Source organism: Paenibacillus sp. 453mf (genome assembly GCF_900116105.1).
GTDB lineage: Bacteria > Bacillota > Bacilli > Paenibacillales > Paenibacillaceae > Paenibacillus > Paenibacillus provencensis.
Window position 1 is genome coordinate 135,410 of the sequence record NZ_FPAC01000003.1, and the last position, 14,557, is coordinate 149,966.

The window sequence follows — 14,557 nt, forward strand, 5'->3', positions numbered from 1 at the left end:
ACCTGAGAGTATGGAAGCAATGAACATCTTTTAATTTCATAAGGAGTGGGAAAATGAAAGAAAATCTGAATCTGCAAGTACATCAGCTATCAGATCTTCCAAATCTTAAGGTACACGGACGAACGACGGGCAGGCTCGCTCCACTTACTTTATTCTGGACCGGTAGTGGCATTGAATTGAATAGCACAGGCTCCGAGCTCTGGCTCGAAGTCGAAGTGGATTACAGCCAGCATGAACAGTGGATCTCTATTCTGATCAACGGGGTACCGGCAGCGAGACAGATGCTCACGTATGGCAGATACTGGATCTGCTTATTCAGAGGCATGAATGATAATACGGTCAAAAATATGCGAATCATCAAAGAGGTTCAGGCTATGAGTGCTGATCCCGATGCCCTGCTGCAATTTCATGCTGTCAAGGGCGATGGCCAGTTTATGCCTGTCCCAGAGCGGGCTTTGAAGCTGGAATTTATCGGCGACAGTATTACTTCCGGGGAAGGGGCTGTTGGCGCAAAGTCGGAGCAGGACTGGATTCCGATGTGGTTTAGTGCTGTCAGCAATTATTGCGCGATGACTACAGCAGCGCTCAATGATGCGGAATACCGCATCCTGTCCCAGAGCGGCTGGGGTGTGCTCACAAGCTGGGATAACAATCCGAAGGCCAATATGCCCCGGTATTACGAGCAGGTCTGCGGCCTCCTTCCAGGGGAGAGGAACCGGGAGCTTGGTGTGCAGGAGCAGAACGATTTTGCCGCATGGCAGCCGGATGTCATTGTGGTCAATCTGGGCACGAATGATGGAGGTGCCTTTCACTCTCCTGAGTGGAGGGATGAAGCAGGTAGAAGAAGCCACAAGCAGCGGTTGAATCCGGATGGTAGCTATCATGAAGAGGACTTACAGGCATTCGAAAACGCAGTAGAGCAGTTCCTTGTCACCCTTCGAAAGAACAATAAGAATGCTCATATCGTCTGGGCCTACGGCATGCTCGGAATACCGATGATGCCGGCGATTTATCGGGGAGTGGATGCATACATATCGAGGTCGTCGGATCGCAAGGTATCTGTCTTCCAGATGCCGAATATGACGGAAGCTGCCATGGGTGCGAGAAGTCATCCCGGCGCATTAGCTCATGAGGAAGCAGCCACAGCATTAGCGGGTTATATTAAAGGCATCCTTCAATCTGAATAGCAGGATATAAACAAACAGGCCGTCTCCCTTATATCGGGAAATGGCCTGATGCACATGGATTTAAATCGACGGCAGCTTATTATTTTGTGAAAATGCCAAATGCTCGTCCTACAGGCAGGAAGGTCCGCCCAAAGTGCGTGTTAAGCACGGCGGCGCCCGCTCCATATAAGGATAGAAGTCCGATACCCAGCTCTGCATAGGCTGCCAGCGTGTGGAAGACGTGTGGCGCAATGCCGAACGCATCCAGCGTCAGACCGAGGAAGAGCAGGTCGATCAGAACGAAAATAAAGAACAGCACTTTATGCGTCTCCATAGCTCCAATGGTCATAAACAGACTGAAGATCAAATAACCGGCAAAAGCAAAGCCCAGCTGTCTGCCATCTGCTGCACCTGCAAGCGCCTCCCCGAACACGCCCATGTTCGTCAGCCAGCTGGCGGCTGTAGCGAACCAGAAGAAAGCGTAAGCTCCAAAGGCGGTCATGCCGAAGGTGTTATTGTGTTTGGCGTCCAGCATGCTTGCGAACAATTGAGCGAATGCTCCTAGAAAAATAGCCCATGGGATGACGAGGCTAAGTCCCTCGGTCAGGCCCAGCTTCTGGGAAGAAGCGACCAGTGTAACAATAGCCAGGCCGAATAGGCCGATACCGCTGGGATCAGCCGTCACGATCTTAATTTGAGTCGATGATGTATTTGACATGTTGTTTGTTAAAGCCTCCAGTAATCTAATATATGGTGCATCCATTTGATCTATTTCTGAAAAGTTATGAAAAAGATTCATGCTGAATCATTTTAGCGCATCATGACAATTTAATCTACTACAAATGTTACATGAAATCGAAGAAATACCGGATAAAGTGAAACAGAACCGGAGAAGTGTAGGTTAAGCTGTCGATTTGGCTGAGATAGCCTTTTTTTGGTGCCTCCGGCTTGTCATCACCGAGCAGTAAATCCCGCTTAAGCACAGAAATCGTCAAGCTGCCGAAAAATCCGCTGAGGCTTATCAGCATCCCTGTAATAAGGCCGAACTTCAAATCGAACGGCGTCAGGTGCGGATAGGCAAAATAAGCGGCGGCCGTCGTTACGAGAAACGCGCAGGCAAACCCTTCCCAGGTTAAATAGGGATTGGATGTGGGTACAATTTTCCGCTTGCCAAAATAAAGAGATGCCAAATAATGAACGACATCACCAAGCTGTGTCAGCAGCACGAGATACAAGACGATTCCAGCTCCATATTCGGGTGCAGCGAACTGGTAATAGGCCAGGTGACTGAGACCGAACACCATCAGCATAAGTCCCCACTGGGTAGAGCTGACACTGCGTACAAATCCAATGGTGCCTTTGTTGATCAGTCGCGGCAGCGGAAGGAAGAGGAACACATACACGGGAATAAAAATAATAAACATGCCGTACCAGCCAATGTAAATCCAATAGAACTGTACCGGAATCGACAAATACGCCCATAGAAACAGTCTGCGGTCTGCCTTTCTCGTCTTGATCATGGAGAAGTATTCCCTCAGTGAGAAAAAACAGAGCACCATAAGCGATAAGAGCGAAACCGCTGGGGTGAATAGGGTTGCCAGACAGAAGATGAAGAACATGCCCCACCAGGTCTTGATACGCTGGCCGATCGCCTTATAGTCCTTGTCAGGCTGAACCTTGCCGATGATATGATAGATAATATGAATTGCAACTAACAACGTAAGAATAACGATAAGGGTATGTAAAGAACTGCTCAATGTGATGTCACCAACTTCTTCATATTCTCGAATATAAGGAATGAAAACTGCGGACAGAAGGAATCAATTTCATATACATTTAGCTGCTTAAATCAAGAGTATATATAGATCAAAATGATTTAATTTGTCTATATATAGTTTCGAATACACCTTTTTAATGAGTTATGAAATTGATTCAGAAGACCTTGATTATTCTAAAATTCCACCATTAGGATCATATGTTATTATGAAGGAACAGGTCAATCTTGATAAGGGGAAATTTGAAAAATGGAAGCTTCGCGTTCAGTTTATATATTGCTTACGAATACAGGGACGCTCTTTACGAAAATGATCCAGAGTTATACAAGGGCCCCCTATAATCATGCCTCCATTTCGTTTGATCGGGAGCTCTCGGAGCTGTACAGCTTTGGCAGAAAGCATCCGAACAATCCGCTGAATGGCGGATTCGTCAAGGAGGATATTAAGACCGGTACATTCAGCAAATATCCCAATACGACATGTGTTCTATATGAGCTAAGGGTCACAGACCGAGAGGTAGTGAAGATGAAGAGAGTGCTGCAGATCTTTATTCGCAGTCATCGTAAATATATTTACAATATCCTTGGCGTAATTGGTATTACGCTCAAAGAGCCGGTGGAGTTCAGCAACTCCTATTTTTGTTCCCAGTTTGTCGCTGAAATATTGCAGCGGTCCGGAATCAAGCTATGGAATAAGCTGCCTGCACTAGTGACACCGGATGATTTTCGCCAATGTGATCGGCTGAAGCTGATCTATGAGGGCAAGCTCAGCGAGTATGAACCTGACAAAGGTTGAATTCTATCAATATAATGATCCTTGTGGACACGACCTACATATACTATAAAAACGACAGTATTCAGAAGAAAGCAGGGATGTACTGTGCCCGCTAAGCGACAGCAGCAGAAGCGGCTGGAGCGGCGCCAGCTTCCACGGCAGAAGAAGAAGCTGCCACAGCCGAGCAAGCGGAACAACGCCAATAAGTCCCCGCAAAAGAGGCAGAAGGGTCAGCAAAACCAGGCTAACAAGCAGTCTCAGCAGCTCCAGCAGGATATTAATGTACAGCTTGCTATCTATACATGGCTGCAGGCAATCGGCACGAACATCGCAGCCATCGGACAGACCAAGATCCTATCCAAAAGCACGGAGACACAAGACGAGGGACAGAATCTCGTTATTATAGGCAACTATATCCAGTCGATTGCCAATGGGGTCCAGGCGGAGCTTACCTTGCAGCAAACTCCCTTTGTCACGAATAAGAGCGCCAACAACTGGAATGCCTTCGGTAACTTACTGCAATCGATCGGGAATTCAATAGAGGCGATCGCGACAGAAGCGTCAGATTAAGAAATAACATAACCATAGAAATAGATAAGAGCATAACGACAGAATGGAGCAGGCGGATCATTGATCCGTCTGCTCTTGGTGCTTCACGTACAAAAGAGTTCAATATTACAGTCACACCATTGATGAAACGTTTGGCTTGTCTGCACAGTATTAAGGTAAATGAAATTGCTCTAATTGGAGAACATATAAACAATAGGGCTGCGTTCATGACTTTAGTCACGAAGATTCCAACTAATAAAGTTCGACTATATTTGACAAAACTGTGACATGGAAGTATAATACAAATAGTTAGTAACTATATTAAATATACTTAATTTATATGCAAAGGAGTCCAGAATTATGTCTGAATTAAACGGAAAAGTGATCGTCGTTACAGGTGGAGCAAGCGGTATCGGCAGAGAAGCTTCATTGCAGTTATCGGCTAAAGGGGCAACGATCGTTGTCGCCGATTTTAATGAAGATGGTGCAAAGAAAGTAGTATCCGAGATTGAAGCGCAAGGCGGTACAGCGGCTGCATACAAAGTAGACGTATCCAAAGGCGATGAGATCAAAGCGTTGATCGATTTCACGGCTGAGAAATTCGGAACCTTCAGCGGTATTTTCAATAATGCAGGTATTGGGCTTGTTAAACCATTCCTTGAAATGGATCCTGCATCCTATCATCGTGTAATTGATGTTGACCAGCACAGCGTATACTACGGTATGTATTACGGTGCTAAGAAAATGGTTGAGCTTGGCGTAAAAGGTACAATCGTGAATACAGCTTCCATCTATGGAACGATTGCTGCTGTCGGCAGCTTCAACTATAACGCAGCCAAAGCTGCTGTGGTGATGATGTCCAAATCTGGTGCGCTTGAGCTGGCTGAGCATGGAATCCGTGTAGTGGGTGTTGCTCCTGGGTTCATTAATACGCCGATTCTTGGTGAAGATGAAGCAGCGAAGAAATTCCTTGCTGAACAGCATATGCGCGGCGAACTGATTGAGCCGGCAAAAGTAGCGAGCGTTGTAACCTTCCTGTTTACCGATGCTGCTTCTGCGATTAACGGAACAACGCTTCCAGTAGACGATGGTTTCCTGAGCTTCAAAACAAAATAAGAGCCGCCTCAATAGCTTGCACATGGATCGGTGTATAGACGTTAAGATCGTTTATGCGCCGATTTTTTAATTTGACCCAGAATGAATCAATCTCAACCTACCTGAACTGCTTTAATAAAAAGTATTGATTTTGTTTTACTCGTGTTTATGTTTTTCGTTCGATATAATTTCTAGTGAAAGTTTTTGCTGCTTTTTTTGCACAGAATATAAGAATGGATAGGTGAACTGAAGATGACTAAAACAATCGTTCAAAAGCTGAATTTACATAACTTTACCCGTAAGGCTGTGCTGAATTTGCCTGCAGACATCGATTATTTTGCAGAGCTTGGGGCGTATGATCATGAGCTGACAAAGAGCAAATATGATCTCATTTTTGCCTTCGTGCTGGATATGGAGCAGATGAAGTCACAGGTGAGAAGGGTAATCGAGGAGGATTTACTGGAAGAGAAGGGTTACCTATTCTTTGCTTATCCCAAGAAGGGCAACAAGGTATACTCTACATACATTCACCGTGACGAGATCTTGGGAGGAATAGGGACAGACGAGGACGGCTATGTAGGGAGAAGCAGCATCAAATTTGCACGTATGGTGGGCATGGATGACGTATTTACCGTGGTAGGGCTTAAGAAGGAACAGCGGAAGAGCAAGGAGACCTCCAGAGCAAGCCAGAGAGTGGAGGATTATGTCGCCATGATTCCAAATATTGAGCAGGATTTACAAAATGAGCCGGAGCTGCTCGCCTTCTACCTTACCCTTACACCGGGATATCAGAAGGACTGGGCGCGCTACGTATACAGTGCCAAGCAGGAGCCAACGAGGGAGAATCGGCGGGAAGAAATGAAAATGATTCTGGGAAAAGGGTACAAGAGCCGCGAGCTGTACCGCCAGGATCAAGGGCAGATGCGCCGCTAGGCTATGATGCAGCCCGCAGTCTTGAAGGGGCTCTACGTGTAGGTGACCCGGATACGGTGAGCGAGAAAATCATGTATTTACGTAAAAATGTCGGCCCCCTTGGAACAATACCGCATGGGGAGTTCATGACGGCCATTGAGCTGATCGGTACGAAGGTTAAATCAGTGAGATTGTTCTACAGTGATTGATCATATAAGATCTTCAAGCCTTCCCTGAGTGTAAGGAGTGAGGATCTTTTTTGCGTTACAAAAATAGCAATCTACGACTAGTCCTATCATGATATAGTAGAATAAAGTCGTTTTATGTAGATTTATGGCTAGAGAACCGAAACAACCTGTTTTATAATTTATAAAAAAGCAACCATGGAGTAGATGAAGATGGCAGAAGAGCTGCGCATACCGGTATTCATGATTACGGCTGGCGGCAGTATAAGTATAATTTTATGCATATACGGATTGCTGAGACTTAAGAATGCACCTGGCGGGATGTACTATGTCTGGATGACATTTATGGCATCCCTTTTTTCATTTGCCTATGCGGCGGAGCTCACCAGCACGACATTGATGCAGATCAAGTTCTGGATCACGGTCGAATATATTCCGCTTCCGCTTATTCCTGCATTCATGCTGCTGATGTGTACACAATATGTCGGCGTGGCATTAAATAAATGGGTTTATTATTTCCTGTTTGCGATTCCAGTGACGACGACACTTATACAAAGCACGAACGAGCTGCATCATCTGTACTACACCTCCGTGACGCTCCGGGAGAACGCTCCTTTTCCGATCGTAGAGCTCACTTATGGACCGTGGTTCGCGGTGCACTCGGCTTATCTGTACGGATGCATTATCGCGAGTGCTGCAATTCTGCTTGTACAATGGGGCAAGGCAGCGCCTGCCTTTCGGAGGCAGATTCTTACGATGGCGGCTGGGAATCTTGTGCCGATTATCGGCGCTTTTTTCTACTTGGCTGGTATGAGTCCTTACGGGATAGATCTCGGGCCTGTCTTTATTAGTCTGTCCTTTGTATTTCACAGCATCGCCCTGTTCCGGTTTCAGATGTTCAGCGCAGTACCTCTGGCCAGAGAGATGGTGTTTGAGCATATGAGGGAAGGGGTTGTCGTCTTGGATGACAAGGACATCATCGTTGATTACAACCAAACGGTACTAACCGTGTTTCCACGAATGACCAAGGAGGTCATAGGGCAATCGGCATCGGCAGCGCTTCAGGATTATCCTGAGCTGGAGGAGTCGGTTCGTCGTGGACTGGAGTTTGACTATATGCTCAAAGTAAATGGAATGAATCAGCATTTTCACGTCAGATTTACGCCGATGATGAAGCAAGGGATGCCGATTGGCCGCATTATTACCTTTGTAAATATCACAGAACGCATTCATATGCAAGAACAGCTCAAGAAGCTGGCAGATACGGACGGATTAACCCAGCTCCTGAACAAAACAGCACTATTGAGAGAAGCGGATAAGGTCATTCGTGAGTACACCCAGCATGGCGGGGAGCTCTCCGTTATAATGTTCGATATCGATCTTTTCAAAGAAGTTAACGATACGTACGGTCATGAAGCGGGAGATATCGTGCTGACTCATGTGGCGGATGCGATTCATTCGACACTCAGAGGTGTAGGCTTTGCGGGTCGTTACGGCGGAGATGAATTTATTCTGTGGCTTCCGGATACCTACCTGACTGAAGCGTGTGAGCTCGCGGAATCGATTCGTGAGAATATTGCTGGACGCCAAATGCTCGTAGAGGATCAAGAAGTTCGTGTAACCTCCAGCTTTGGTGTAGCTCATGCCGGTATCGTCCCTGGCGAAGGACAGCATTCCACTCAGTCCCTCATGAGGGAAGCAGATAAGGCACTGTATACCGCCAAGAAATCGGGGAGAAACAGTGTTTATCCGCTTAGAAAATGGATACAAGTATAGAATCTAATCTTCCTCCGGAACGATCACATCAATATGACGGGATAAAATACGCAGATGGAGGGGCAGAGAAGGACCGACTTCACCATCTATATTGGTGGACAGCGACTCCTCGGATCGAACATGAACTTCCTTCGCTGTAAAATACACCACGTCGGAATGCTCCTTTAAATTCCCGAGCAAGAGCGAAGTGCCGACAGAAAGTGTGTTAAAGACATTTATATCTTTGATGATGAAGCAGTGAATTAGTCCATCATCCACGGAGGCATGAGGCACCATCTTCTCAAATCCGGCGACAGAGTTGGTTAATGCAGCCACGAACAAGGGGGATTCACCCACCCATGTTTCATCATCATGCTCAATAATCAGATGATTGGACGGGCTGTTCACGAGGCGTTTAATGCCTTCTTTGTAATAAGCGAACGCACCGAGCTTCGACTTTTGCTCTGAGCTCACATCAGCCAAGACTTCGGCCAGCATGCCGACCGCAATGACGTTGGCAAAAATGCGATCATTGATCAATCCGATATCAATCGGCTTCAAGCGGGTGGAACGGAGCGTACGGATCGCCTCAGCCGGATCAAGCGGGATATGAAGCGCTCTAGCAAAATCATTGACAGTGCCGAGAGGGACAATACCAAGCTTGGGCCTGTGTGCTTGATCCATGTAGCCATTCAGGGTCTCATGCAGGGTACCGTCTCCTCCAATGGAGACAACCAGATCATAGCAGTCCTCACAGGCAGAGATGCAGAATGCCGTTGCATCATGTTCCTTCGCCGTTTCATTTACGGCAGTCTGATAGCCCTGCTCCTCCAAGACCGCCTGTACATCTTTGAGATAGGCAAGTGCTTCTTCCTTACCGGATGAAGGGTTGATAATAATCATAGCCTGCTTCATATCGTTATTCCTTCCTTGGTTATCATTTTGATAATCTTTACCCGAAGAACTCCCCTAGTGAATACTCTCCAAGCAGACATCCGCAAAAAATAAGAAAAAATCGTCCGCATACCTTCTATTTTTCACAAAAGCATTTGCCGTTATCATCATATATAGATTAAGCCATGCTGTTTGCGAATAATAAGAGAGGTGCGTTGATATGACTACTACTTCTTTAACGGATAAATATATAGATTCCTGCACTGCCGTCACAGGCTTTCCTCCGATACCAAACCAAAACATGCTGTCCGATTATGACAGCCATTCCATAGCTCCACCTGGAGAGCTTGTTCAAGTGGGAGATCGCTACCTTCACACACTGATTACAGGGTCGGGCGATCAGACCATCATCCTGGAAGCGGGTATGGGCGGCTGCTCACAAGATTGGTCATGGGTACAGCCTGAGCTGTCCAAACATGCGGTGGTGCTCTCCTATGATCGTGCAGGATTTGGCTGGAGCAAGGGAGAGATGAAACAGCGGAGCTGCCGAGATGATGTAGAGGAGCTGCGGGCCATATTGTGTGCCAAGAAGCTGAAGCCTCCCTATGTTCTCGTTGGAACTTCGTTCGGCGGAATGACGATAAGGCTGTTTGCTTCCATGTATCCGGATGAAGTGACTGGATTGCTGCTCGTTGATTCGATGCATGAGGGCATGAATATCAAGGCTGTATCCCCAGGATATCGCCGTACTGCATTTGGAGCCGACCCTGAGCTTTGTTATGCTCGTGAAAGTGCCCTCCAGCTGTATAATGCAGCTCCCCTTCGACCATCCATGCCTGTCATCGTACTGATTGCGGGCAAGCAAACGGAAGAGTGGAAGGACAGTCAGCAGGCACTGTATGAACTGACCAATTGCACAATACCGTTAACCGTTCAGGACAGCGAACACGACATACAGATTCATCAGCCGGAAGCGGTCATTGATGCGGCGCTCTCCCTCGCTATACTCGGGCATCGTGGATAGTGAGGATGAACTGAGTTTCTTCAAGTAATTTAGGATTCCTGCACCCATAATGGGATGTAGGAGTCCTTTTTTGGTACACCGCACACACCTGGACATATGTAAAAAAGTACATTATAATAATAGTGCAATATAGTTACCTAAGGTAACTATATAGTATTTTTGATGAACCCGGCCTTTTGTATCTAAAGAGAAACTTATTTGCAAAGGACCAGACTTGCACCTATGCGGGAATGGTCTTTTTTTGTGATCTATAGAAAGGGGTTATTGTAATGAAACAGACGGTATCAAAGGACCGTTTATGGACAAAGGATTTCTTCATTGTTTTCGGAGTGAACTTTTTATTATTCCTATGCTTCTATTTGCTTGTCGTTATTATGCCATCTTACGCAATTAACGAATTTGGGGCATCGGAGAGCATGGGTGCATTTGCATCCAGTATTTTTGTGATTGGTGCATTGATTGGCCGGCTGGTTGGTGGCAGCACGATTGAGAAGGCGGGACGAAGACGGATGCTCTTGACCGGGTTGATTTCTTTTGTCATATTGACCTTCCTTTATTTTGTCACCCCCAATTTGGGCTTGCTCCTGATCGTCCGCCTGCTGCATGGGATTGCCTTTGCGCTAGCTTCTACAGCGACAGGGACCATATCGGCGAGCCTCATACCTCATTCAAGAAGAGGAGAAGGAACCGGATATTACGGTGTCAGCATCATTATTGCCTCTGCCATTGGTCCGTTTATCGGATTGTTGGTCAAAGAACACGGCAGCATCACATTAAACTTCATTCTATGCGCGGTTCTTGGCGTGTTATCCTTGGCCTCCTCTTTCCTGATGAAGGTTCCTAAGCTTACACTGACAGCGGAACAACAGAAGGATCTAAAAGGCTTCAAGGTATCCAACCTGGTTGAACCGAAGGCTATTCCGATCTCGATCATCAGCTTCGTCATGGCGTTTGGATATTCCAGCATTCTAACGTATCTCACCTTGTTTGCCGAAAAAATAAACCTGGTGGAGGCCGCAAGCTTCTTCTTCATCGTCTATGCGATCGTCGTCATTCTGACCAGACCCTTCACAGGAAAATGGTTCGATAAGCATGGAATCAACGTGGTCATGTATCCCGCCATTATGCTGTTTGCCATTGGTCTCGCTATTCTGAGTCAGGTGCACAGCGGTCCATTACTGCTGCTATCCGCCGTCTTCGTTGGACTGGGCTACGGAACGACGCAGGCCAGCGCTCAGGCGCTTGCAGTCAAGAGATCTCCGGTTCACCGGATTGGACTCGCCACTTCGACCTACTATATTTTTGTTGATGTCGGGATCGGCGTCGGGCCTTTTATTCTCGGGTTTCTCACACCGGTCATCGGCTACAACGGCATGTACATTACAATGGCAGTCCTCATGATTATTGGATTTGTCCTTTATTATGCGCTGGTCGGCAGAAAAGAAGCTGCAATGCAGAATTCGGAGCTGAAAATTTTGAATTAACTCTTTCAGTTCATTGGTACCTGCAGGAATTCTGCGGTAAGCTTCTGGCTTATAAAAATACTCCCTGCTGTATTTGGCAGGGAGTATTTTTAATGATAGTGCATTTTGGCTCGACACTATTTCTTGTATGGCAAATATTTTATTGCTGGCTGCTACGTTTTGTTTACAGCGAGCCTTTGATCACCCGTTTGTAGTAATTGACAGACAGAATGCCAAAGATCGAATAGAGCACGGTGTACAGCCCCATCACGATCAGCATCGGCGCCATGAGCTCGGTACCGAAGAGGAACCAGCCTGATTTGACAGCGAAGTAGCTGTGGAACAGACCGACAATGAGCGGAATACCGAAGTTGAACAGCTGCTTGAACCGGATGCCGCGCATCAAGTTGCTCTCTGTAAAGCCCAGCTTGCGCAGAATTGTGTAGTTTGGACGTTCCTCTTCACTCTCATCCATCTGTTTAAAGTACAGAATACAGCCGGAGGTAATGAGGAATGTCAGTCCAAGGAAGCCAACGATGAACATGATTAGTCCCATGTTATTACGCTGATTGATGAGAAGCTCATATTGGGAGAAGCTTGGAGCGGATAGCTCCATGTCCGTGTAAATTTCATATGCTTCTGTGACCTGTGAGCGGTCCTTGAGCTGAATTCCGTAGTAATCTGAACGTTCATCAGTTTGGAGCTCAGGGTCCAAATCTGAGCGAAGCTGCTGATATACAGTATCGTCTACAATGACAGTGGGAAAGCCGCCGCCGTAATAGTAAGACAGCACCGAGTCTTCCTTGCTTCCGATCAATTTTTGATGAATTTCCGCTCCGCTTCCTCCAATAAAACTGAATTCACCTGTACTCGCAATAGTCATGAAGCCTGATAATGCATCATCGTATCCCATGAATAGAGCTTCACCAGGTTCAAGCTCGACACCTTCAACCATCGCTTCACTGAGCACAGGTGTCTGAATTGCTTCATCGGCAAACGTACTATTTGATATGAGTTTACTTGCATCTATCTCAACTTCAATCGGCTGTCTGTGAATGACTTCATAAGCAATCAAATGTGAGTCTAGCTCGGATATGAATTCCTCTTTGACTTGCTCATCTGCAAAGGAGAAATCATGAGGCACGCTGTTCGTCGCACTCGCTCCAGCAGAATAATAAGAGATATAGCTGAGTGACAGCAGGCCGATGGCGAGTGCCGAGACCGTCGTGATGACCGTGAGAAGCATGGCATTCGATTTCATCCGAAACATGATCGATGAGAGCGACAGCACCTCGCCGATGGACAAGTACCCATTCTTGCTCTTGCGGATCGCGTTGAATATGAAGCTGACCGAGCCTTTATAGAATAGATAGGTACCGATAATAACCGAAGCCAAAATAAAGATCATGGCCCACATCAGTTCGTTCATTTCCGTAAATTGTCCCCCGAATAATTCAGTGGATACATAATAGCCGCTTAGAATCAAAGCGATCCCCAGTACGCCAATTAGTATTTCGAAGAGTGACATCTTACTCACCCGCTGCTGTGCGATGGATACGACCCGAAACAGGGAGAGTATGCTCTGTCTGACAATGAACAGATAGTTCATGATCATGATCAGCACGTAGATAAGCGCAAATACAATAACGGTCTGCATGAGTGCCTCCGGTGAGAAGCGAAGGGCTGCCAGCTCGTCCACACCCAGTATTTTGAACAGAATCATGAGAATAAGCCGCGAAGCGGCAAATCCCGCTGCAATACCGATAACCATGGAGCCAAAATACAGAATCAGGTTCTCTGCCGTCAAGATTCGGAAGATACGGCCTTTCGTCAGTCCAATCAGCTGGAACAGTCCGATTTCCTTGCTCCGGCGTTTGATGAAGATCGTATTGGCATAGAGCAGGAAGACAGCGACAATCGCAACGAGCAGAACGGAAGCCGCTCCCAGCGCAGCCGCCCCTTTGACCGTACCCTTGGCTTCATCCATGGACGGATCGTACTGCAGCGTTACGAAAGAGAAGTACAAGCCCACGCTGAAGATAAGAGCAAATACATAAAGATAATAATTTCGTATGTTCTTCTTCAGGTTTCGAAAAATAATGGTATTCAGATTCACGCTTGAACACCGCCCAGCACGCCTTGGGTTTTCATAATATCGCTCAGGAAGGAGGATCTTGGCTGCTCGCCTTTATTCAGCTGCGAGTAAATCTGTCCGTCCTTGATGAAGATGACCCGGCTGCAGTAGCTTGCCGCTACGGGATCATGCGTCACCATAATGATCGTTGCCGCATGCTTCTCGTTCATGTCACTTAGCTTATTCAGCAGATCTGATGCGGATTTTGAATCGAGCGCCCCTGTCGGCTCATCTGCAAAAATAATGCCTGGATCATGGATGAACGCTCTGGCAGCAGAGGTACGCTGCTTCTGTCCGCCTGAAATCTCACTTGGGTACTTATCCGCCAGCTCGTAAATGCCAAGCTCGGATGCGACGGCCTTGAACTTCTCAAGCGCTGCCCGCTTGGATACTTTCTTAATGGACAATGGAAGGAGCACATTTTCCTTGACCGTCAGCGTATCAAGCAGATTATACTCCTGAAAAATAAAGCCCAGATGGTTCTTGCGGAATTCAGCGAGATCCTTCTCCTTCATGCCTGTAAATTCCTTGCCCTCAATCTCGATCGTTCCCTCACTCAGCTTGTCGATGGAGGACAGCACGTTCAAGAGGGTGGTCTTGCCTGAGCCGGAGGCGCCCATGATGCTGACAAACTCTCCTTTGTTTACTTTAAGATCGATCCCTTTCAGCACTTCCTGCTTATTGAATTTGTTGCCGTATATTTTGTGAATTTTGTTTGCTTCCAATATAACCACAGGTTTCCACTCCTTATGTTCTTGATGAATCCATCTTACCTGGCTCACGTAAAATTCTCCTTCGATTCAGCGAACAAAGCACAAGAAGCATGTGACA

Annotated in this window: 13 protein-coding genes and 1 pseudogene; 9 read left to right on the forward strand and 5 right to left on the reverse strand. The window is 46.7% G+C overall.

What is annotated here, in order from left to right:
- Positions 1-53 precede the first annotated feature (53 nt).
- Entirely contained in the window at positions 54-1,187 is a 1,134-nt protein-coding gene (locus BM415_RS16680; protein WP_091159997.1) for an SGNH/GDSL hydrolase family protein, read from the forward strand.
- A gap of 79 nt (positions 1,188-1,266) precedes the next feature.
- Here BM415_RS16680 and BM415_RS16685 read toward each other — a convergent pair whose 3' ends face one another.
- Together BM415_RS16685 and BM415_RS16690 are read right to left on the reverse strand one after the other, a co-directional pair.
- Positions 1,267-1,884, reverse strand: coding sequence for an acetate uptake transporter (locus tag BM415_RS16685; RefSeq protein ID WP_091159999.1), 618 nt, complete (start codon positions 1,882-1,884; stop codon positions 1,267-1,269).
- Between the two features lie 127 nt (positions 1,885-2,011).
- Positions 2,012-2,923, reverse strand: a complete 912-nt coding sequence (locus BM415_RS16690) for a phosphatidate cytidylyltransferase (protein WP_091160000.1) — start codon at positions 2,921-2,923, stop codon at positions 2,012-2,014.
- 267 nt (positions 2,924-3,190) lie between these two features.
- Here BM415_RS16690 and BM415_RS16695 point away from each other — a divergent pair, with 267 nt between their 5' ends.
- The 6 genes and pseudogenes from BM415_RS16695 (at position 3,191) to BM415_RS16720 (ending at position 8,232) form a co-directional block, all read left to right on the forward strand.
- Positions 3,191-3,736, forward strand: a complete 546-nt coding sequence (locus tag BM415_RS16695) for a hypothetical protein (protein WP_091160002.1) — start codon at positions 3,191-3,193, stop codon at positions 3,734-3,736.
- Positions 3,737-3,820: 84 nt separating this feature from the next.
- The gene (locus BM415_RS25630) at positions 3,821-4,285 is read left to right on the forward strand and encodes a DUF6944 family repetitive protein (RefSeq protein ID WP_244533478.1); all 465 of its coding nucleotides are present in this window, start codon (positions 3,821-3,823) and stop codon (positions 4,283-4,285) included.
- Positions 4,286-4,624: 339 nt separating this feature from the next.
- Positions 4,625-5,380 (forward strand): SDR family NAD(P)-dependent oxidoreductase, encoded by a 756-nt coding sequence (locus BM415_RS16705; RefSeq protein WP_091160004.1) that lies wholly within the window; start codon positions 4,625-4,627, stop codon positions 5,378-5,380.
- A 231-nt stretch (positions 5,381-5,611) separates the two neighbouring features.
- Positions 5,612-6,292, forward strand: a complete 681-nt coding sequence (locus tag BM415_RS16710; RefSeq protein ID WP_091160005.1) for a YdeI/OmpD-associated family protein — start codon at positions 5,612-5,614, stop codon at positions 6,290-6,292.
- A gap of 2 nt (positions 6,293-6,294) precedes the next feature.
- Positions 6,295-6,480: pseudogene (locus BM415_RS16715) on the forward strand (LLM class flavin-dependent oxidoreductase); the annotation flags it as partial.
- 189 nt (positions 6,481-6,669) lie between these two features.
- Positions 6,670-8,232, forward strand: a complete 1,563-nt coding sequence (locus tag BM415_RS16720; RefSeq protein WP_170862520.1) for a histidine kinase N-terminal 7TM domain-containing diguanylate cyclase — start codon at positions 6,670-6,672, stop codon at positions 8,230-8,232.
- 3 nt (positions 8,233-8,235) lie between these two features.
- Here BM415_RS16720 and BM415_RS16725 read toward each other — a convergent pair whose 3' ends face one another.
- Complete coding sequence (locus BM415_RS16725; protein WP_091160008.1) at positions 8,236-9,126, reverse strand: diacylglycerol/lipid kinase family protein; 891 nt, start codon at positions 9,124-9,126, stop codon at positions 8,236-8,238.
- A gap of 199 nt (positions 9,127-9,325) precedes the next feature.
- Between BM415_RS16725 and BM415_RS16730 the strand changes: the two genes are divergently transcribed.
- Together BM415_RS16730 and BM415_RS16735 are read left to right on the forward strand one after the other, a co-directional pair.
- The gene (locus BM415_RS16730) at positions 9,326-10,129 is read left to right on the forward strand and encodes an alpha/beta fold hydrolase (protein WP_091160009.1); all 804 of its coding nucleotides are present in this window, start codon (positions 9,326-9,328) and stop codon (positions 10,127-10,129) included.
- 269 nt (positions 10,130-10,398) lie between these two features.
- On the forward strand, positions 10,399-11,613 hold the full coding sequence (locus tag BM415_RS16735) for an MFS transporter (protein ID WP_091160011.1): 1,215 nt from the start codon (positions 10,399-10,401) through the stop codon (positions 11,611-11,613).
- 163 nt (positions 11,614-11,776) lie between these two features.
- Here BM415_RS16735 and BM415_RS16740 read toward each other — a convergent pair whose 3' ends face one another.
- Both BM415_RS16740 and BM415_RS16745 read right to left on the reverse strand, forming a co-directional pair.
- Positions 11,777-13,708 (reverse strand): ABC transporter permease, encoded by a 1,932-nt coding sequence (locus BM415_RS16740; protein ID WP_091160012.1) that lies wholly within the window; start codon positions 13,706-13,708, stop codon positions 11,777-11,779.
- Positions 13,705-14,460: an ABC transporter ATP-binding protein gene (locus BM415_RS16745; protein WP_091160267.1), complete on the reverse strand. Its 756-nt coding sequence runs from the start codon at positions 14,458-14,460 to the stop codon at positions 13,705-13,707. Before BM415_RS16745 ends, BM415_RS16740 begins: the two co-directional genes overlap by 4 nt.
- Positions 14,461-14,557 lie beyond the last annotated feature (97 nt).

What these genes read in the sequence shown, in the direction of transcription:
- BM415_RS16680 (WP_091159997.1), top strand. Translation starts at nt 54, where the DNA reads ATGAAAGAAAATCTGAATCTGCAAGTACATCAGCTATCAGATCTTCCA.
- BM415_RS16685 (WP_091159999.1), bottom strand. Translation starts at nt 1,884, where the DNA reads ATGTCAAATACATCATCGACTCAAATTAAGATCGTGACGGCTGATCCC.
- BM415_RS16695 (WP_091160002.1), top strand. Translation starts at nt 3,191, where the DNA reads ATGGAAGCTTCGCGTTCAGTTTATATATTGCTTACGAATACAGGGACG.
- BM415_RS16705 (WP_091160004.1), top strand. Translation starts at nt 4,625, where the DNA reads ATGTCTGAATTAAACGGAAAAGTGATCGTCGTTACAGGTGGAGCAAGC.
- BM415_RS16710 (WP_091160005.1), top strand. Translation starts at nt 5,612, where the DNA reads ATGACTAAAACAATCGTTCAAAAGCTGAATTTACATAACTTTACCCGT.
- BM415_RS16720 (WP_170862520.1), top strand. Translation starts at nt 6,670, where the DNA reads ATGGCAGAAGAGCTGCGCATACCGGTATTCATGATTACGGCTGGCGGC.
- BM415_RS16725 (WP_091160008.1), bottom strand. Translation starts at nt 9,126, where the DNA reads ATGAAGCAGGCTATGATTATTATCAACCCTTCATCCGGTAAGGAAGAA.
- BM415_RS16730 (WP_091160009.1), top strand. Translation starts at nt 9,326, where the DNA reads ATGACTACTACTTCTTTAACGGATAAATATATAGATTCCTGCACTGCC.
- BM415_RS16735 (WP_091160011.1), top strand. Translation starts at nt 10,399, where the DNA reads ATGAAACAGACGGTATCAAAGGACCGTTTATGGACAAAGGATTTCTTC.